Here is a 19,197-nt window from a genome sequence, read left to right on the forward strand (position 1 = left end):
CGCCATGCCTGACACGTGGCAGCAGAAACTGCAACGTGGCTTGCTGCAAGCCTGGACCCACCGGGGACTCGTTTCCCACTTGCTGTGGCCCCTCTCGCTGCTGTACCGCCTACTGACCTGGATGCACCGCTTGGCGTATGCGCTGGGGGTGACCCAGGTGCGACGCGTGCCGGCGGTGGTGATTGTGGTGGGCAATGTGGTGGCTGGTGGCGCTGGTAAGACGCCCACTGTCATGGCGCTGGTTCAACACCTGCGCGCACGCAACCTGCAAGTTGGCGTCATCTCGCGCGGCTATGGGCGTGCGGAGCCATCCAGTTGTCTGGAAGTACAGACCGACTCCCAGCCCCATAGTGTGGGTGACGAACCTTTGCTGATCCGACGCACCACCCAGGTGCCAGTCTTTGTTGCACCAACTCGCTATGTGGCCGCCATGGCCTTGCTGGCGCGCTACCCGCAAACACAGATTGTGGTCTGTGACGATGGACTGCAACACTACGCTCTGCACCGCGACCTGGAGGTCTGTGTCTTTGATGACCGGGGCATCGGCAACAACCGCCAGTTACCGGCTGGGCCTTTGCGTGAACCGTGGCCGCGTACGCCTCTAGCCCGCGCCGGCCAACGGAAAGAGCGATTGCTGGTGCTGCACACGGGTAGCCACCCCGCCTTTGCTGGCTACACGGCCAACCGTGCGCTGGCAAACTTTGCGACACGGCGCGACGGTACCCAAGTGGCACTTGATACGCTAACCCAGGCAGGCGAAAAGCCTTTGCTGGCTGTGGCGGGTATTGCACAGCCAGAATCATTTTTTGCCATGTTGCGGGCGATATCCTTGCCATTGGTTCAAACTATGGCATTACCGGATCACTATGATTTTCATAGCTTCCCACATAATATCTACGAGGGCTACCGCATCATTTGTACTGAGAAAGATGCTGCCAAACTGTGGCTAGTAGCGCCAGACGCGCTTGCAGTTCCCCTGCAGTTTGAGCCCGATCCCGCTTTCTTCACCGCTCTGGACGCAACGCTATCATCGCCCCATGGACACAAGACTTCTTGAACTCATCGTTTGCCCCGTCACAAAGGGCCCCTTGGAATACAACCGCGAAAAGCAGGAGCTGATCTCCCGCAGTGCACGACTGGCCTACCCGGTACACGACGGCATCCCGGTCTTGCTGGAAAGCGAAGCCCGTACCTTGACTGACGCGGAACTCGGTCTGTAGCCACCCCATGGCCTACACGGTCCTCATCCCGGCCCGCCTGGCCTCTAGCCGTCTGCCTAACAAACCTCTGGCCGACATCGGCGGGGTTCCCATGGTGGTGCGGGTGGCGCAACGGGTGCTCTCGGGCGTACCGCCCAACACACGGGTGGTGGTGGCAGCAGATAGCCCCGCCATCATGGCCGCCTGCGAGAAACATGACATTGAAGCCATCTTGACACGAGAAGATCATCTGTCCGGCAGCGACAGATTAGCCGAAGCCGCCACGTTGCTGGCGCTGGAAGACGACGCCATCGTAGTCAATGTGCAGGGCGACGAACCGCTGATTGACCCGGCCCTGGTGCACGCGGTGGCGGCCACGTTGCTGGCCCATCCCGAGGCCAGCATGGGCACCGCCGCCCATGCTATTGACAACGTGAAGGACTTTGCCAACCCCAATGTCGTCAAAGTGGTACTGGATACCAAAGGATTAGCCCTGTATTTCAGCCGCGCGCCCATCGCTTGGTGGCGCGATGGTTTTGACCAGGGCATTCACGCCCTGCCCCAGCCGGCACCCCTGCGTCACATCGGCATTTACGCATACCGTGTCGGCTTTTTACGGCAGTTTCCGCAGTTAGCACAGGCACCTATCGAAATCACCGAAGCGCTGGAGCAGCTGCGCGCCATGTGGCACGGTTACCGCATTGCCGTGCACACCACGGAACATGCGCCCGGACCCGGCGTAGACACCCCGGAAGACCTGGAGCGCGTTCGGGCACTTTTCCAAGTGTAAGCGTGGGCCGGCTGTAAGTTATCCGCCAGTTGGTCCGTGCTATTCTCCCGGGAAATGATCGCCTAGCGTGGTGCGCCCTTGGGATGCCCTTTGCGGTGAGGTTTTTTTGTTCTATCCGAGGGTATCCATGAAACTCATTTTGTTGGGCGCACCAGGCGCAGGCAAAGGCACACAAGCCACGTTCATCTGCCAAAAGTACGGCATCCCACAAATTTCTACCGGTGACATGCTGCGTGCAGCGGTAAAGGCCGGCACACCGCTGGGCTTGCAGGCTGACGCGGTGATGAAGTCCGGTGGTCTGGTCAGCGATGATCTGATCATCAACCTGGTGAAAGAGCGCATTGGGCAGTCCGACTGCGCGAATGGTTTTCTCTTTGATGGGTTCCCCCGCACCATTCCCCAGGCCGATGCCATGAAGGCTGCCGGCGTCAAACTGGATTACGTGCTGGAAATTGATGTGCCATTTGAAGCCATCATTGAGCGCATGAGCGGTCGCCGTTCGCACCCCGCGTCTGGCCGCACTTACCACGTCAAATTTAATCCACCCAAAGTAGCAGGTGTGGACGATGTAACTGGTGAGCCCCTGGTTCAACGTCCTGACGACCAGGAAGAAACTGTGAAGAAGCGCCTGGATGTGTACAGCGCGCAGACTCGCCCCCTGGTGGACTACTACAGCAATTGGGCCAAGGCAGAGCCGCAAGCCGCCCCCCAGTACCGCGCCATCAGCGGTATGGGCGATGTGGACGTTATCAAGAGCCGCGCATTTGAAGCACTGGGCGGTTAATTCGCCACCTGACCAGCGCAGGCGGCGACTGGGTCGTTGACGATACTAGTACAAGTCCCGCTTGTCCAAACCTTCAGAGCGTTTGACTTTCTGCCTGGCATCGTCATTCTTTGGCTGGGTTGCAGGCGTTTGGTTGTTGATGGGTCGCTCAACCGGGGCGGCGTTCATTCTGGTGTTGCCTCCCTGTTTGACGCCTGCGTCACCGCGATACCCATCACGCGGTGATTGCGCCTCCCTCGATTTCATTTCACGCTCCACTGGTGGATTGCGGCTATAGACTGGGGCGGCCCGTTCAGTTACTGCAGAAGGGGGATTGGCCCGCTCTGAGGATTTGTAGGCGTCGTTTGGCGGCGCAGTCTTACCATAGGGGGCCACTGCCTCCCGGGATTTTGGAGATGCGGGCCACTGAGCCGCGGGTGGTGCCATAACGGCGGGGCGCTGCTGCTGCTCCCATTGTTGCTGCTGCTTGGCCGGTTCGCGTGGACGATGCTCCTCGTCGAAAGGGACAGGTGTTGATGGTCTAACGTAGGACCGCTGCTGCACCGGAGTTTCAACCCTCTTGTCATAGCGCTGGTCATACCCCTTGTTGATCCGGGTGGCATATCCTGGGCTGTGCTGGAAGCCAGGCTGGTAAATTTCCTTAGGTGTCAGGGGTGTCCAGCCCTGGCGCGGTGGCGCGCGCCGGTCTGTTGCGTAGCCCCTGGGAAATGAAGTTCCACCCCAGCCAACGAGGGCAGGTGCATATGCCGGTCGTGGCTGATAGCTGCCCGGAGCCCACGCCCAACGCCCACGCAAGCTCACCCAGCGACCATAGTGAAACGGCGCAAATCCCCAAGGGGCGTCGTCTACCCAACTCCAGCCCCATTGCGTGGTCCAGACCCAGCGGCCATCCCGGTAGGGTGCCCAGTCACGTCCCACCTGGCTGGGAAACCAGACAGCGCCATAATCAGAAGCCTGTTCCCAGCTTCCATACCGGTCCAGATCATCCGAACCGGTCATTTCAGGCGACACATAGCTTTGGCTGAGTTGACCTGCCGCGTCTTGTGCCATGTTTTGGGATATCAACCAGTCGTTGAACGGATCGCGCTGGATGGTTTGGGTTCCGCTGCGTACGCTTCCATCCCACAAAAACTCACCCATCTCCCCCTGACGTAGCCAAACATCTCGCGCGGCGCCCGGTTGTGCCGACTCAAAGTGCGCGCGCCCCTGCAGTGCAAAGACACGGGTCATTTGGTCGACCTGGTCCACGCGAAAAAGACCTTCACTGTCCGCGACGATGCTGCCATCACGGGTCAGCACGGTGTAGTCGGCCACCGCATCGCGCGTGCGCAGGCGCAGGCCCAGACTGCCTTTTTCGAGCTGCAAGGAGACCCGCCCTTCGTCGAGTTGCGCGAAAACCAGATCGCCGTTTTCCTCCAGCCAGACACTGCTGGAGCCGATGCGCAGGCTCACCCGGGCCCGCGCGTCGGTGTGCAACCGGTCGCCCTGGGCGATGGTCTGATTGCGCATAACTTGCGTCCACGCCCTATTGTCCGTGTCGAACAGCCAGACCACTCCCGCGAGGTCGGCGACGCGCCCAGCTTGCGTAGGCGGATCAGCCCATGCGCTGGACAGCAAGCCAAAGCCCACTATCAGGGTGGCAATCATGTGCCAACCACGCATGGCCAGCTGTTTTGTCAGGATGGTAAGGCTCAATCTTCTACTCCGGTTAGACACTTAACACTTAACGCGCGAGGGCAATTTTGGGATGACCGGCTATGTGACAGGCTCCGTTTGTGCAGACACCTCTGTTTTGAAAAGCACTTGGCGGACAATTCACCAAATGGCTCAAACCCCAAAAGGCCACAAATGCGACCTTTTTATGGGTCAGTGGCCGGCCATAAGGTCTAGCATCAAGGCAATGCGGGCCTTGACCGGCGATAGTGCTATTGATGGCGGCCATTTGTGCTCAGAAGTACCTGCCACTACACAGCCCAGTGCACAGCGGGTGGTGCGCACCACACGAATACCACGCTGCTGCGCGCCACGCAGAGCGGCTTCCAAATCCTGGTGAATGGTGCCATTGCCAGTACCGGCCACCACAATGCCACGCACTACCGGGTCTCCATCTGCAGGGGGCGCGCAAAGGGCTCGAACAATGGCACCGCTGGCTCCCGCATGGTTCAGGACGATTTCAACCCGGGGCCAAGCCGCCGTCGTTAAATTTGAAATGCTCACGGTGGTGCCGGTTGGCTCTGCTACTGGGCAGGCATGCAGCCAGCGCACCACGCCCTCTTCCACATAAGCCAATGGCCCGGCATCCCCGGAATCAAAAGCATTGTGCCGGTAGGGATGCACTTTTTGAACGTCGCGGGCCGAATGCACGGTACCGGCGCACACCGCCAACACCCCCCTTGCGTGAACAGAACGGGCCACGGCAACGGCGTCCAGCACGTTCTGCGGTCCATCCGGCGTGAGCGACGACGCTGGGCGCATGGCGCAAGTGAGGACCACCGGTTTGGATTGCACAGCAGCTGGCAACACCTGGGACAGAAAAAATGCCGTTTCTTCGAGCGTATCCGTGCCGTGGGTGATGATGAGCGCCGCCACATCGGTTTGGGAAGTCTGGTGTTGCACACGTTGGGCCAAAGCGCGCCACTGCGCCCACCCCATGTCCTTGCTATCGACTTGGGCCACCTGCTCAAACGCAACCGCCCAATCCCCCACAGCCAAGGCCAAAGTCGGAATTGCGGCCAACAACTGGTCAACGCCGACTTGCGCCGCCTTGTAGCCCACGTTATCGCCAGCACTGCTGGCCATACCCGCAATCGTGCCGCCTGTGCCGAGAAATACCAATTTTTTCAACATATTTGTACATTTCCCTTGCAAACAAAATAAAACTGGTTAAAAATACAGTTACTGGATGCCGAAACAGTGTGTATGAACCAACAGCAAGCGGCCCAGCACCAAGGAGTCTTCAGCATGCTCGAAAGTCCCAAACTTACCGCACGGCAACAGCAAATTCTGGAACTGATTCAAAACGCCATCGCGCGCACCGGAGCCCCTCCAACCCGGGCCGAAATCGCCAGCGAACTCGGTTTCAAGTCCGCCAATGCCGCTGAAGAACACTTGCAGGCCCTGGCCCGCAAAGGCGTCATCGAATTGGTCAGCGGCACTTCCCGAGGTATCCGCCTCAAGAGCGACACCCTGCGCTCTATCCACGAATCCCGCATCAAGCAATTCTCCCTGCCACTGCCCGGTTTGGCCCAGTTGGCGCTGCCGTTAATAGGCCGTGTTGCAGCGGGTTCACCCATTCTCGCCCAGGAGCATGTGGACAAAACCTACTATGTGGAAAACAGCCTGTTCCAGCGCCAGCCGGACTACCTGTTGAAGGTACGCGGCATGTCCATGCGCGACGCCGGCATCATGGACGGCGATCTGCTCGCTGTGCAGGCGACCAAGGATGCCAAGAACGGCCAGATTATCGTAGCCCGCCTGGGCGACGAAGTGACCGTCAAGCGCTTTCGGCGCAACAAACATTTAATTGAGCTGCATCCTGAGAATCCGGATTACCAGACCATTGTGGTTGAACCCGGCGAGCCGTTCGAGATTGAAGGCCTGGCCGTCGGCCTGATCCGCAACACCATGCTCATGTAATCCTTTTTTGAAAACGCTACCACCATGAACATCGCCCTGATCGCCCAAGCCGGAATTTTTGAACCGCTGAACAAACTGTTACACCGGTGGTTCGCAAAACGCCCGGCAGCAGCGTGGACAAACGTCAGTCCAGTTGTGAGCAGGTCTCAATTTGCTCCTAATTCTGTAGCGTCTTACGTAGATTCGACGAGGGCTATAGCGGAAAGATACGATAAAGCCCAACCACTACGGGTGATCCGCGTGGTAGAAGCCGGCCAGCCCCGCGCCAGCACGGGTCGCATGGTCATCTCGGGCCGTATGGCCGACGTTTGTGCCGAACTGGATCGTCTGGTAGCACGCGAAGCAGCGCTTTCCTGAAATATTCAGCTGTATGGGTCAGAATGGCCCATCCAAATTCGACCCTGACGCCTATTGCGGGTTGCCTGACAAGGCACAATGGCATCCATGAATATCGTGATTCTGGATGACTACCAAGATGCCGTCCGCAAGCTGGAATGCGCCGCCAAGCTGGATAGCTACCAGGCCAAGGTCTACACCAATACCGTCAAAGGCATAGGTCAACTCTCCGTCCGACTGAAGGATGCGGACATCATCGTTCTGATCCTCGAGCGGACCCACGTCAACCGCCAGTTAATTGAGAAGCTGCCCAAGCTCAAAATGATTTCTCAAACTGGTCGCGCTGGCCAACACCTTGATGTGCAAGCCTGTACCGAACGGGGCATTGCCGTGGCTGAGGGCATGGGCTCTGGTGTCGCGCCGGCCGAACTTACTTGGGCTCTGATATTGGCTGCCATGCGCAGGTTGCCGCAGTACATTGCAACCCTCAAACATGGCGCTTGGCAGCAAAGTGGACTTAAGTCGGGGTCAATGCCTCCCAACTTTGGTATCGGCAGCGAACTCCATGGAAAAATCCTGGGGGTATGGGGCTACGGCAAGATTGGCAAGATAGTAGCTGGCTACGGGCGCGCATTTGGCATGCAGGTTGTCGTGTGGGGCAGTGACGCATCGCTGGAAATGGCCCGTGCCGATGGCTACGCCACCGCCGCCAGCCGCGAGGCATTTTTTGAACAAAGCGACGTGCTCACCCTGCACTTGCGACTCAGCGACACCACGCACCACATGATTGACCACATGGATCTGGCGCGCATGAAACCCACTTCACTGCTGGTCAATACCTCCCGGGCCGAGTTGATCGAAACCAATACGCTTATCGGCGCACTCAATCGTGGTCGCCCGGGGATGGCAGCCGTTGACGTTTTTGAGGCGGAACCCATTTTGCAGGGACATGCGCTGCTTCGGCTGGAAAATTGCATCTGCACCCCGCACATCGGGTACGTGGAGCAAAACAATTACGAACAGTTATTTGGTGCTGCTTTTGACAACCTCGTCAATTTCATCAAAGGCACCCCGACCAACATCGTCAACCCCGGCGCACTTCAAGTCAGACGGTAAGCCCGGTTTTCACTTAAGCTTGTGTGGCGCAATGGGTTTGTACGAGACCAGTTCATCCGCATCAAAGTCGATCAAGTTGCCTGGCGGCTCTGAAAGATCCAGATCAACCACAGTACTCTCGCCGGTTGCCAAATAGGCCGACGGGCTAGGGCTCGTTTCAACGGCCGCTCCCCGCACTGCACTAAATGGCTGAAAACCCGTGTCCAAACTGGAGATAATGCGCCGTGCCATGCCATGCAGCATCAACAGATCACGAAAGGCCTCCAGGTCAAAGCCATGGGATGGGTCATCTCCTGGTGCGCGCACCAAGTGCTGCTCAATGTAGTCAACAGCCTCTTGAGTTGGCCACCGCGCACTGATTTCCTTGCACACGTCGGGATAGGCCTGCGCCAGTCCCGCCTGACTTTGATTGAATTCGGTATAGGCCGGCACACGGCCGGTAAACAGCGCATTGAAGTCATCGCGGTACTGGTCAAACTCGGTCTTGCGGCCCAAGGTATGCAGCAGCCGTAGCAGATCCAAATACACCAGCGGGTTGGAGTCAGGGCTGCCATCTATACTGTCCTTGAGCATGCCAATAGCATCTTCATGCTGACCTAGGGTCATGAAGAATTCGGCCTGCTGTCGAACGTCCAGCATCTCCCGGGTGTTCAGCGCCTTCAAGCTGGCATTCATACTGTTGGAAAAATCTACATGCCCCGCAGCCCGGGCAACTGCAACGTTAGGCACAGGTACAGATCGGCGCTGGGCAACTTGCGCCGCAACGACTGCAGCGGGTGTATGCGGTTTACCCAAATGGACGTCGATATCCACTTCCGTCAGCGCCGGAGCAACTTCAAAGACCGATTCAGACAGTTCCTCTACGGGAATCTGCGTGGGCAGCGAAGGGGGCACGGTATGCACTGCATCCGCCCACTCAGACTTGACGGAAACACCACCATCACGCCACCACGGTGTCATGTTCTGTCCCGCCTGACGCATCCGCCACCATGCGAAAGCTACTACTGCGCAACAGGCCAGCAAAAATGCCAGCAGACCATAGACCAGCGGATTTAGATAGCGCTCGGATTCGGCCTTTCCAAGCCGTGCGGTCAAATCCTGCAAGGTTTGATTATTTTTTGCAGTCACCGCCTGCAACCCTTTGAGATCCGTTTCAATGGACAAACGCCGCTTGTCGGCATTGAGAATGTCTTGCGGGCTGGCATTGAGTGATCGCCACAAGGCCACGGCCTCTGCACGCTTTTGCAAGTCCTCACCTTCCCCAAGCACCAATTCACTGCTCAGTTTCAGCGTCGGATCGCGCTCTATCGTCAAATCCAACGGAGCCAACTTGAGATGGGCCCGGCGGGGTGCGACTGGCTTGGCAAGCAAAATCGCCACAGTAGTCGCCGCAACGGGTTCGGACGGTTGGACCTTTGTGGACCTCTTCACCGCCTTGACAGGCTTTGCCGGTTTGGCGACTGCCAAACGATCAACCGCCCCCGTGCCGGGGGCTGTAGCCGCTGGCAATGTAATCGGTGACTGCGCAGGAGCCTGCTCACGCCCGCCTGCAGGTGCGGGCTGCCCTTCGCTGGCCAGATCTGCCAACAAGACAAAACTTCGCGTCGTCTTGTGCTCGCACCCTGCGCGCAAGTACACAGTAACAACGGGTTCATCGACACGGGCACTGGCGTTCACGACGACAGTTCCCGACTGTGATCCCGCTGTGACGTTGCTGCTGACAGTCACTCGGCTGGCATCCTGCTTGCTATCTCCATAGAAAACATCAGCCTCGAAGCATTGCGAATACGGGTCGTCCTGCGGATCCGTCTGAATCAAAACCGTCAATTTAAGAGGTTGCCCCAACAGCACCGCCCCCCGGGCGCGGCCCAGGGTCAGTGCTGGGCTGCTGATCGCCAAACAAAGCGCAGCTGTTCCCAGAATTGCAAATCTATATTTTCTATAAGAAACCATTTATGTCACGAATTTTCGCATAAGCAGGGCCTGTCTGGGTGCGTTCTATTACAACCAACACCAGACACACAGGCGACAAATACGTGTACCAGCCGCCACCCCGCAGGTCACAATGGTGCTGTCACCTTCGACACACGCAGTCACCCAAAAGACAAGCCATGGACGAACCCATCCTTACTATTGATGAACGTTCAGCGATCAACACCGGTCGCTGGTTTTCATCCCTGTCCCCTTCGCTCAAACACGACATACTGCGATGCGCTTACGTCAAACGTTTCAAAGATGGCGATCTGATTGCCGCACGTGGAGAACCACCGGAGGATTGGATTGCCTGCGCCAAGGGTGCGGTACGGGTGAGCTCAACCTCCATATCCGGCAAGCAAATCACACTCACCTACGTGGAGCCGGGCATCTGGTTTGGAGACGTGTCCATCTTCGACGGCGACCGGCGCACGCACGATGCCTACGCCCATGGGGACTCCACCATCCTGTGTGTCGCCAAGGCGGACTTCAAAAAAATTCTGGCCTTGCATGTGGAACTCTACGAAGCCCTGTTGCGCCTGCATTCGCGACGCATACGTCAGTTGTACGGCTTGGTGGAAGATCTCAACACCCTGCCACTGCGCGCACGCCTGGCCAAGCAGTTACTGCACTTGGTACGCAGCTACGGCGTGCCATCGCTGAGCGATTCAACCGAGATGCGCATTGGCCTACAACTAGCCCAGGAAGAATTGGCGCAACTGCTGGGGGCATCGCGTCAGCGGGTCAACCAGGAATTGAAGTCCATGGAGCGCGAAGGCGCCATCCGCATCGAGCAGGGTGGCTTGGTTATTCGCGATCGCCATGCACTGATGCAAATCATTGACGCTGACAACTGAACCCGACGACCTCATCCAACTACTGCTCCACATCCATGAGTGAATTTGACCATTTCTTGGGCACACGTCCAGTATCCGATCAACATGCGTTTGACGTCCACGCACTCACCAATTGGTTGGACCAAAATCTGAAGGGATTTGCCGGCCCGCTCAGCGTGGAAATGTTCAAAGGTGGGCAATCCAATCCCACCTACAAGTTGATCACCCCCAGCAAGAGCTATGTGATGCGGGCAAAGCCCGGCCCCGTAGCCAAGCTGCTGCCTTCGGCCCACGCAGTGGAGCGCGAGTATGCAGTCATGAGTGGGTTGCAGGACACGGATGTGCCAGTTCCCCACATGTACTGTCTGTGCGAGGACGAATCCATCATCGGGCGCGCCTTCTACGTGATGGAGTTCATGCAAGGTCGCATTCTGTGGGACCAATCGCTACCGGGCATGGACCGCCCGAAACGCGCAGCCATCTACAGCGAAATGAATAGTGTGATTGCAGCCCTGCACAAGGTTGATGTGGCCGCGCAGGGCTTGCAGAACTATGGCAAGCCTGGCAATTACTTTGAGCGGCAGATTGGCCGTTGGAGCAAGCAGTACATGGCGTCCATCACCCAGCCCATTGCCGAGATGGACCAATTGATGGAGTGGCTACCAAAAAACATTCCGACTATGGCCCGTAACGACAAGATGGTCAGCATCGTGCACGGCGACTACCGTCTGGACAACCTGATGTTCGACTCCGAACAGGCCAAGATCATTGCCGTACTGGACTGGGAGTTGTCAACCCTGGGCCACCCCTTGGCCGACTTCAGTTACCACTGCATGGCCTGGAATATCCCTCCAGGCTCGTTCCGTGGTATTGCCGGACTCGATTTGGTGGATTTGGGCATACCGTCACAAGACGAGTACATCCGCATGTACTGTGAGCGGACGGGTCTCGTAACACCAGAACAGCTCAAGGCCGACTGGAACTTCTACATGGCCTACAACATGTTCCGCATCGCTGCCATTCTGCAAGGCATTGCCAAACGCGTCGAAGCAGGCACGGCGTCCAGCGCGCAAGCCGTCACGTCCGCAGCGGGAGCACGCCCGTTGGCACAGATGGCCTGGAAGTTTGCCTGCGCCATCCACTAACGTTTTTACCCATTTTCCGCATACCTTAATTGGAGACCCCATGGACTTTGACTATTCGCCAAAAACAAAAGAACTTCAGGCCCGCCTGCTGCGGTTCATGGACGATTACATCTACCCCGCTGAAGGTGCCTACCATGCCGAAATCGCTGCCAACACGGCTGCAGGCAAGCGCTGGACACCACTGAAAACCATTGAAGACCTCAAACCCAAAGCCCAAGCAGCGGGCCTGTGGAACTTGTTTCTACCCGTCGATAGTGCCCAGGCATCCGGCTACGAAGGTGCTGGTTTAACCAACCAGGAGTACGCGCCGCTGGCCGAGATCATGGGCCGCGTGATGTGGTCCAGCGAAGTGTTCAACTGCTCCGCGCCCGACACCGGCAACATGGAAACCATAGCCCGCTACGGTTCGGAGGAGAACAAGGCACTCTGGCTCAAACCACTGCTTGAAGGCAAGATCCGTTCCGCCTTTGCCATGACCGAACCCCAGGTAGCGTCCAGCGATGCCACCAACATTGAGACCCGCATCGAACGACAAGGCGACGACTACGTTATCAATGGCCGCAAATGGTGGACTTCGGGTGCAGGCGACCCACGCTGCGCAGTTTTCATCGTCATGGGAAAGACCGACCCCGAGGCCGCTCGCCATTCACAGCAAAGCATGGTACTGGTTCCAGCAAAGACACCAGGCATCACGATTGTGCGTCCGTTAAACGTGTTTGGTTACGATGACGCGCCTCACGGCCACATGGAGGTGCTGTTTGAAAACGTCCGTGTACCAGTCAGCAACATTCTTCTGGGGGAAGGTCGTGGTTTTGAAATCGCGCAAGGACGTCTTGGCCCCGGACGAATTCACCACTGCATGCGCCTGATTGGTCTGGCAGAACGCGCGCTGGAACTGATGTGCAAGCGCGCCTCGCTACGCGTTGCATTTGGCAAGCCCATTGCTGCCCAGACTGTGACCCAGGAGCGTATTGCGGAAGCGCGTTGCAAGATTGACATGGCGCGTCTGCTCACGCTCAAAGCCGCCTGGATGATGGATATGGCCGGAAACAAATTTGCCAAGAATGAAATTGCCATGATCAAAATCGTGGCACCCAATATGGCCTGCGAGGTGATTGACTGGGCCATGCAGGTGCACGGCGGGGCCGGCATGTGTGACGACTTCCCACTTGCCTATGCCTACACCAATGCGCGAACATTGCGCTTTGCGGATGGCCCGGACGAAGTTCACCGCAACGCCGTGGCCAAAGCAGAACTTGGCAAATACAACCCAAAACCAAAGATCGCGTAAAACGTTGCCCACGAGCAAAAACAGTCCACAACTCATTGAGAGGTGGGCTTCCTCAACCATGGAGGCGGCCGCTTGCTTGAATTGCCGGCAAATATTGGCTGCGCGCTTCGGCCTGACTGCGGTGGACACTAGTGCCAGTTGACGCTTAACGTTGTGCTCTTGCTGCAGTTGAACTTCAATCTGGGCCTCTTACTCGGCCTTTAATATGGCCGTGATGTCTTGGGAATCTGAAATCACAAACGCAGTCACCAGAAAGCGATGCTCCATCCACGAGCCACGAAATTACCCGAAGTGCATCCCGCTAAACCAGTTGTCCGGCGTTAACGTTCTTACACATCGCCGTTCAACATACTCAGTCGTCAGTGAAGATGCCGTGGCTTTCGTCCGCCACCACCATGACCGCCTCCATGGTTGCCGCCAGGACCACTAGGGGGCTTGCCTAGCGCCAGCGAATTCACCAGCGCATCAAATCGTTGTGAGAACAATTTATCAACCTCTGCAACCACGCCGCTCAACTCGGCACCATCAAAATGGCGCTCCATCAAGTTGATGACATCCTGCACCAACAGGTCGCGTTGCACTTGCATGATGGCTGCGGGATTCGGCCCCACAAACAACATTAGGAAATCGTCGCGCGACTCGCCGCCCTGTGCGCCGTCTTCGTCATCGAATTCGGCGTCGTAGAAAGTCACCTCGACGGCCGCACCTGAATCAGCAATGTCGTTGAGATTCATGCACAACTCGTCAAGTGCTTGGCGAAAATCGTGATCACCGGCCACGGTCCAGCACATTTGCAACAGGTGTTCCGTTGCGTCAAATTTGATGCCTGGCTCGTCTTCATAGGAACTGTTAGCCCCATCCGACAAGGACCTCGCGCCAGCGTACTTCCAAAGGGGCTTTAGTGCCTCCTGCAGCTGCTCAAAGCGAACATCCGCGCGCAGAGCGACTTGACCATGGACATGGATCTCAAAGGGGGCGTTGTAGCGTGGCATAGGTGAAGTGTAGTGGTGCCCGAGACCGGAATCGAACCGGTACGCCCGTTATTCACGAAGCGGCGGATTTTAAGTCCGATGTGTCTACCTATTTCACCACTCGGGCACATTCGGTCTATTGTGGAACAAAAATGCCCCGTCAGCGAATGTTGACGGGGCATATTGAACCAAAATATTTGGAGGCGCGGTCCGGAGTCGAACCGGACTAACCGGATTTGCAATCCGGGGCATAACCGCTTTGCTACCGCGCCAATGAATCCCACCTACCATGTCACTCCAACTCCACCACTCCAGAGAATGAAAAAGGGAAGCGATTAGCTTCCCTTTTTGGAATTTGGAGCGGGAAAAGAGTCTCGAACTCTCGACCTCAACCTTGGCAAGGTTGCGCTCTACCAACTGAGCTATTCCCGCATTTCAAGCCTCAAATTATAGCGCGATTTTTCAAAATATTGAAAACTCCAAAAAGTTTTTCGCGCTGTCTCACGGCCTGTTCAGTGCTTAACAGACTCTTGGGGCTGTACGACGGGCACAACGGGTGCGACCACTGCAGCGGGAACTTCTTCGTCCACCAGTGGTACCGGCATGGACTCCAACGCCAGTTCCAGAACCTTGTCAATCCACCGAACTGGAACAATCTCCAGCCCATTCTTCACATTCTCGGGAATGTCCTGCAGGTCCTTGGCATTGGCTTCTGGAATCAGCACGGTCTTGATCCCGCCGCGCAGAGCAGCCAGCAGTTTCTCTTTCAATCCACCAATTTCGGTCACTTCGCCACGCAAGGTGATTTCTCCCGTCATGGCCACATCGCCCCGCACGGGTATGCCCGTCAAAGCGGACACAAATGCGGTAGTCATGGCCGCGCCTGCGCTGGGCCCATCCTTGGGCGTTGCGCCATCGGGGACGTGAATATGGATGTCTTTCTTCTCAAAAACCTCATCCTTGATACCCAGACGCCGTGCGCGGCTACGCACTACCGTCCGGGCCGCCTCCACCGACTCCTTCATCACATCGCCCAAAGAACCCGTACGGGTAATCACACCCTTGCCAGGTGTGAGTGCGGCCTCAATCGTCAACAGATCGCCGCCAACTTCGGTCCATGCCAAACCGACTACCTGGCCAACCTGGTTCTGTTGCTCAGCACGGCCATAGGTGTATTTGCGCACGCCCAGATAGTCATTCAGGTTGTCTGCGTTGACCACCACTTGGCCCACGAGTTTCTTCAGCAACAGGCCTTTGACGACCTTGCGGCAAATCTTGGACAACTCGCGCTCCAGAGAGCGCACGCCAGCTTCGCGGGTGTAGTAGCGAACAATATCGCGCACAGCGTCTTCAGAGACCAGCAATTCGCTGCCCTTCACACCATTGTTCGTCATCTGCTTGGGTAGCAGATAGGTAAGCGCAATATTGGTCTTCTCATCCTCGGTATAGCCGGAAAGACGAATAACCTCCATGCGATCCAACAAGGCCGACGGGATATTCATGGAGTTGGAGGTAGCGACGAACATCACGTCACTCAAGTCGTAATCGACCTCTACATAGTGATCGCCAAACTTGTGGTTCTGCTCGGGGTCCAGTACTTCCAGCAAGGCGCTACTCGGGTCACCTCGAAAATCGGTGCCTAGCTTGTCAATCTCATCGAGCAGGAACAGCGGATTGCGTGTGCCCACCTTCGATAAGCTCTGCAAAACCTTGCCCGGCATGGCACCGATGTAGGTGCGGCGGTGCCCACGAATCTCGGCCTCGTCGCGCATACCCCCCAGAGCCATGCGTACATACTTGCGCCCCGTCGCCTTAGCGATGGACTGGCCCAGAGAAGTTTTTCCCACACCCGGAGGGCCCACAAGACACAAAATAGGCGCCTTGAGCTTGTCCACACGCTGTTGCACCGCAAGGTATTCCAAAATCCGGTCTTTGACCTTGTCCAGGCCATAGTGATCTTCGTTGAGCACGGTCTCGGCATTGGCCAGGTTGTGCTTGATCTTGGTCTTGGCAGCCCAGGGCAGGCCCACCAACACATCGATGTAGTTGCGCACCACGGTGGCTTCAGCCGACATGGGCGACATGAGCTTGAGCTTCTTCAGCTCGCCTTCGGCCTTCTTGCGCGCCTCCTTGGGCATCTTGGCGGCCTTGATCTTCTTCTCGATCTCTTCGATGTCGGCGCCTTCTTCGCCCTCGCCCAGTTCCTTCTGGATCGCCTTGACCTGTTCGTTCAAATAAAAATCGCGCTGGTTCTTCTCCATCTGGCGCTTGACGCGACCACGGATTTTCTTGTCTACGTTCAGGATGTCGACTTCGCGCTCGATTTGTTCGAACAGGTTTTCCAGCCGTTCTTTGACACTGGAAAGACCCAACACCGCCTGCTTGCTGTCGAGCTTGAGCGGCAGATGTGCAGCGATGGTGTCGGCCAGGCGACCAGCATCGTCAATGCTGGAGATGGAGGTCAAAATCTCTGGCGGAATTTTCTTGTTGAGTTTGACATACTGGTCAAACTGCTGCATCACCGCACGGCGCAAGGCCTCGACCTCGCTTGCCTTGCCGCGGCCCTTTTCGGGGAGTTCTGCAACCATTTCAATCGGTGTGACATCGGCAGAAAAATACAACTCGCCTTCTTCAATTTTGTTAACCGATGCCCGTTGGTGACCTTCCACCAGCACCTTGACCGTACCATCCGGCAGCTTGAGCATTTGCAGGATGGTCGAAACACAACCGACGTCAAACATGTCGGAAACCAGCGGGTCGTCCTTGGCGGCCGTCTTCTGTGCAACCAACATAATGCGCCGATCTGACTCCATGGCGGCTTCAAGCGCTTTGATACTCTTGGGACGACCCACAAACAAGGGGATCACCATATGGGGGAACACGACTACATCCCGCAGCGGCAGAAGCGGTAGTTCGATGGGTGTAGCAGGCAGTGGAGAATGGCCAGACATGGGGTACCTCTTAGTTACCTGTTGAATATGGACTGGTAAACCAGTATTTCAAGCGAACTGCCATTATCAAAGCAGTGCGCAAGGAAAAAACACGAATGACCCGGCGCGAAATTCGGTCAAGTCCGGAAGTTGCGATGAAACCGATTACGCCTTCTTGGCGACCTCTCGGTACACCAGTAGCGGGGGCTTGTTCTCATCAATCGTCGATTCGTCCACCACAACCTTTTCGACATTGGTCGCATTGGGCAAGTCGTACATGGTGTCGATCAGGGACTGCTCCAGAATAGAGCGCAATCCCCGGGCGCCTGTTTTGCGTGCAAGTGCTTTCTTGGCAATGGCCTTCAAAGCGGACGGGCGAATTTCCAGCTCAGCACCTTCCATGGCCAGCAGCTTGGTGTACTGCTTGACCAGCGCATTCTTGGGCTCAGTCAGGATCCGGACCAAAGCATCCTCTGTCAATTCCGCCAAGGCGGCCACTACGGGCATACGCCCGACCAATTCAGGAATCAAGCCGAACTTGATCAAATCCTCGGGCTCTACTTCCTTGAACACGTCCGTCAAGCTACGCTGAGCCTTGCTCTTTACAGTGGCGCCAAAGCCCATACCCGACGTCTGCGTGCGGTTTTCGATGACTTTTTCCAGGCCCGCAAATGCACCGCCGCAGATGAACAGGATATTGGTGGTATCGATCTGAACAAAATCCTGATTGGGGTGCTTGCGCCCACCCTGGGGTGGCACGCTGGCCATGGTGCCTTCAATCAGTTTGAGCAGGGCCTGTTGCACGCCCTCGCCCGATACATCGCGCGTAATGGATGGGTTATCCGACTTACGGGAAATTTTGTCGATCTCATCGATGTAAACAATGCCACGCTGCGCGCGTTCCACTTCGTAATTGCAGCTTTGCAGCAGCTTGAGGACAATGTTTTCCACGTCCTCGCCCACATAACCAGCCTCGGTCAACGTGGTGGCATCGGCCATGACGAAGGGAACGTCCAGCATGCGAGCCAGCGTCTGGGCCAACAGGGTCTTGCCCGAACCGGTGGGGCCAATCAACAAAATGTTGCTCTTGGCCAGTTCAACCTCGTCCTTCTTGGCCTTTTCCTTGTGGCGCAAACGCTTGTAGTGGTTGTACACCGCCACCGCGAGCGTGCGCTTGGCAGGCTCCTGGCCGATCACGTAATTGTCGAGGTTGGCCTTGATTTCTGACGGCGTAGGCAACTCGCTCTTGGCGTCCTTGCCTTCGGTCGTGGCGGGCAATTCATCGCGGATGATTTCATTGCACAGCTCAATGCATTCATCACACACAAACACCGAAGGTCCGGCAATCAGTTTTTTGACCTCATGCTGACTCTTGCCACAAAAAGAGCAATACAAAGTTTTTTCGCTGGAAGAGCCTTTTTTCTCGGCCATGGGTCGCTTGCCTTTTCGGTAGATACCGAATGATACTCAAATGAAAGGCGGTGCCGGCATGGCCGCAAAACACCGCCTGAAGGACATTGCCCCGTAATCAGGGGCGTTTGGAAATGACCTGGTCAATCAGACCGTATTCCTTGGACTCATCCGCAGACATGTAATAGTCACGCTCGGTGTCGCGTGCAATGCGTTCCAGAGATTGCCCGGTGCACTCCGCCAGGATCTTGTTCAATTGCTCGCGGGTCTTGAGGATTTCCCGTGCGGCAATTTCGATTTCTGTGGCCTGACCCTGACTGCCACCCGAAGGCTGGTGAATCATGACTTTGGAATTGGGCAGACAAAAACGTTTGCCCTTGGCACCAGCAGACAGCAAGAACGCGCCCATGCTGGCCGCCATGCCAATGCACAGCGTGGACACATCGGGTTTGATGAAGTTCATAGTGTCGAAAATTGCCATGCCGGCGCTCACCGAACCACCGGGTGAGTTGATGTAGAAGGAAATATCCTTGTCCGGATTTTCACTTTCCAGGAACAACAACTGTGCCACTACCAGATTGGCCGTCTGGTCATTAACCGGCCCCACCAGGAAAATCACGCGCTCTTTGAGCAGACGCGAATAGATGTCGTAGGAGCGCTCGCCCCTGCCAGATTGCTCGATGACCATGGGAACCATGCCCAGGCCTTGCGGCTCCAGGGTGCTGGCCATTGTGTGTTTCAAATTCATAGCATCTCCAAAGAACGGTGTTGACTGTACC

At 56.8% G+C, this 19,197-nt stretch carries 17 protein-coding genes and 3 tRNA genes; 10 read left to right on the top strand and 10 right to left on the bottom strand.

The annotated features are described in order from the left end of the window. Positions 1-4 precede the first annotated feature (4 nt). From lpxK to adk, 4 genes are all read left to right on the top strand, one after another. Positions 5-1,057, top strand: a complete 1,053-nt coding sequence (lpxK, locus tag IPI80_RS07745; protein WP_413858816.1) for a tetraacyldisaccharide 4'-kinase — start codon at positions 5-7, stop codon at positions 1,055-1,057. Further along, entirely contained in the window at positions 1,038-1,220 is a 183-nt protein-coding gene (locus IPI80_RS07750) for a Trm112 family protein (RefSeq protein WP_413858818.1), read from the top strand. The genes lpxK and IPI80_RS07750 overlap by 20 nt, the downstream gene beginning before the upstream one ends. 7 nt (positions 1,221-1,227) lie before the next feature. After that, positions 1,228-1,989, top strand: a complete 762-nt coding sequence (kdsB, locus tag IPI80_RS07755; protein WP_413858820.1) for a 3-deoxy-manno-octulosonate cytidylyltransferase — start codon at positions 1,228-1,230, stop codon at positions 1,987-1,989. A 127-nt stretch (positions 1,990-2,116) separates the two neighbouring features. Next, positions 2,117-2,773, top strand: coding sequence for an adenylate kinase (adk, locus tag IPI80_RS07760; RefSeq protein WP_413858822.1), 657 nt, complete (start codon positions 2,117-2,119; stop codon positions 2,771-2,773). Between the two features lie 45 nt (positions 2,774-2,818). Here adk and IPI80_RS07765 read toward each other — a convergent pair whose 3' ends face one another. Both IPI80_RS07765 and IPI80_RS07770 read right to left on the bottom strand, forming a co-directional pair. After that, positions 2,819-4,468 carry a DUF6600 domain-containing protein gene (locus IPI80_RS07765; protein WP_413858824.1) on the bottom strand — a complete coding sequence of 550 codons (1,650 nt, stop codon included), beginning with the start codon at positions 4,466-4,468 and terminating at the stop codon, positions 2,819-2,821. A 171-nt stretch (positions 4,469-4,639) separates the two neighbouring features. Further along, positions 4,640-5,620, bottom strand: coding sequence for an asparaginase (locus IPI80_RS07770; protein WP_413858826.1), 981 nt, complete (start codon positions 5,618-5,620; stop codon positions 4,640-4,642). A 114-nt stretch (positions 5,621-5,734) separates the two neighbouring features. Between IPI80_RS07770 and lexA the strand changes: the two genes are divergently transcribed. The 3 genes from lexA to IPI80_RS07785 all read left to right on the top strand — a co-directional run bounded on the left by lexA (position 5,735) and on the right by IPI80_RS07785 (position 7,861). Continuing rightward, positions 5,735-6,409, top strand: a complete 675-nt coding sequence (lexA, locus tag IPI80_RS07775; protein WP_413858828.1) for a transcriptional repressor LexA — start codon at positions 5,735-5,737, stop codon at positions 6,407-6,409. Between the two features lie 24 nt (positions 6,410-6,433). Then, positions 6,434-6,766 carry a hypothetical protein gene (locus tag IPI80_RS07780; RefSeq protein WP_413858830.1) on the top strand — a complete coding sequence of 111 codons (333 nt, stop codon included), beginning with the start codon at positions 6,434-6,436 and terminating at the stop codon, positions 6,764-6,766. A gap of 87 nt (positions 6,767-6,853) precedes the next feature. Beyond that, positions 6,854-7,861: a D-2-hydroxyacid dehydrogenase family protein gene (locus tag IPI80_RS07785; RefSeq protein ID WP_413858832.1), complete on the top strand. Its 1,008-nt coding sequence runs from the start codon at positions 6,854-6,856 to the stop codon at positions 7,859-7,861. Between the two features lie 9 nt (positions 7,862-7,870). On the opposite strand, the gene IPI80_RS07790 is transcribed toward IPI80_RS07785, so the two are convergent. Continuing rightward, the gene (locus tag IPI80_RS07790) at positions 7,871-9,760 is read right to left on the bottom strand and encodes a FimV family protein (protein ID WP_413858834.1); all 1,890 of its coding nucleotides are present in this window, start codon (positions 9,758-9,760) and stop codon (positions 7,871-7,873) included. A gap of 212 nt (positions 9,761-9,972) precedes the next feature. On the opposite strand from IPI80_RS07790, the gene IPI80_RS07795 reads away from it, so the two are divergent. Genes IPI80_RS07795 through IPI80_RS07805 form a run of 3 tightly spaced genes read left to right on the top strand, consistent with a single transcriptional unit; the run spans position 9,973 to position 13,107 of the window. Continuing rightward, a complete protein-coding gene (locus IPI80_RS07795) occupies positions 9,973-10,692 on the top strand; it encodes a Crp/Fnr family transcriptional regulator (RefSeq protein WP_413858836.1) in 720 nt (239 codons plus the stop codon). 35 nt (positions 10,693-10,727) lie between these two features. After that, the gene (locus IPI80_RS07800; RefSeq protein WP_413858838.1) at positions 10,728-11,816 is read left to right on the top strand and encodes a phosphotransferase; all 1,089 of its coding nucleotides are present in this window, start codon (positions 10,728-10,730) and stop codon (positions 11,814-11,816) included. A 40-nt stretch (positions 11,817-11,856) separates the two neighbouring features. Beyond that, a complete protein-coding gene (locus IPI80_RS07805) occupies positions 11,857-13,107 on the top strand; it encodes an acyl-CoA dehydrogenase family protein (RefSeq protein WP_413858840.1) in 1,251 nt (416 codons plus the stop codon). Between the two features lie 359 nt (positions 13,108-13,466). Here IPI80_RS07805 and IPI80_RS07810 read toward each other — a convergent pair whose 3' ends face one another. The 7 genes from IPI80_RS07810 to clpP form a co-directional block, all read right to left on the bottom strand. Then, positions 13,467-14,099, bottom strand: coding sequence for a DUF6806 family protein (locus tag IPI80_RS07810; protein WP_413858842.1), 633 nt, complete (start codon positions 14,097-14,099; stop codon positions 13,467-13,469). 13 nt (positions 14,100-14,112) lie between these two features. Continuing rightward, a tRNA-Leu gene (locus tag IPI80_RS07815) sits at positions 14,113-14,205 on the bottom strand. A 71-nt stretch (positions 14,206-14,276) separates the two neighbouring features. Continuing rightward, positions 14,277-14,350: transfer RNA gene (locus IPI80_RS07820), tRNA-Cys, on the bottom strand. Between the two features lie 84 nt (positions 14,351-14,434). Then, positions 14,435-14,510, bottom strand: a tRNA-Gly gene (locus IPI80_RS07825). An 80-nt stretch (positions 14,511-14,590) separates the two neighbouring features. Then, entirely contained in the window at positions 14,591-17,029 is a 2,439-nt protein-coding gene (gene lon / locus IPI80_RS07830; protein WP_413858844.1) for an endopeptidase La, read from the bottom strand. Between the two features lie 144 nt (positions 17,030-17,173). Further along, positions 17,174-18,439, bottom strand: a complete 1,266-nt coding sequence (clpX, locus tag IPI80_RS07835) for an ATP-dependent Clp protease ATP-binding subunit ClpX (RefSeq protein WP_413858846.1) — start codon at positions 18,437-18,439, stop codon at positions 17,174-17,176. 97 nt (positions 18,440-18,536) lie between these two features. Further along, on the bottom strand, positions 18,537-19,166 hold the full coding sequence (clpP, locus tag IPI80_RS07840) for an ATP-dependent Clp endopeptidase proteolytic subunit ClpP (RefSeq protein ID WP_413858848.1): 630 nt from the start codon (positions 19,164-19,166) through the stop codon (positions 18,537-18,539). Positions 19,167-19,197 lie beyond the last annotated feature (31 nt).

This window comes from Candidatus Aalborgicola defluviihabitans (assembly GCF_016705985.1).
GTDB lineage: Bacteria > Pseudomonadota > Gammaproteobacteria > Burkholderiales > Burkholderiaceae_C > Allorhodoferax > Allorhodoferax defluviihabitans.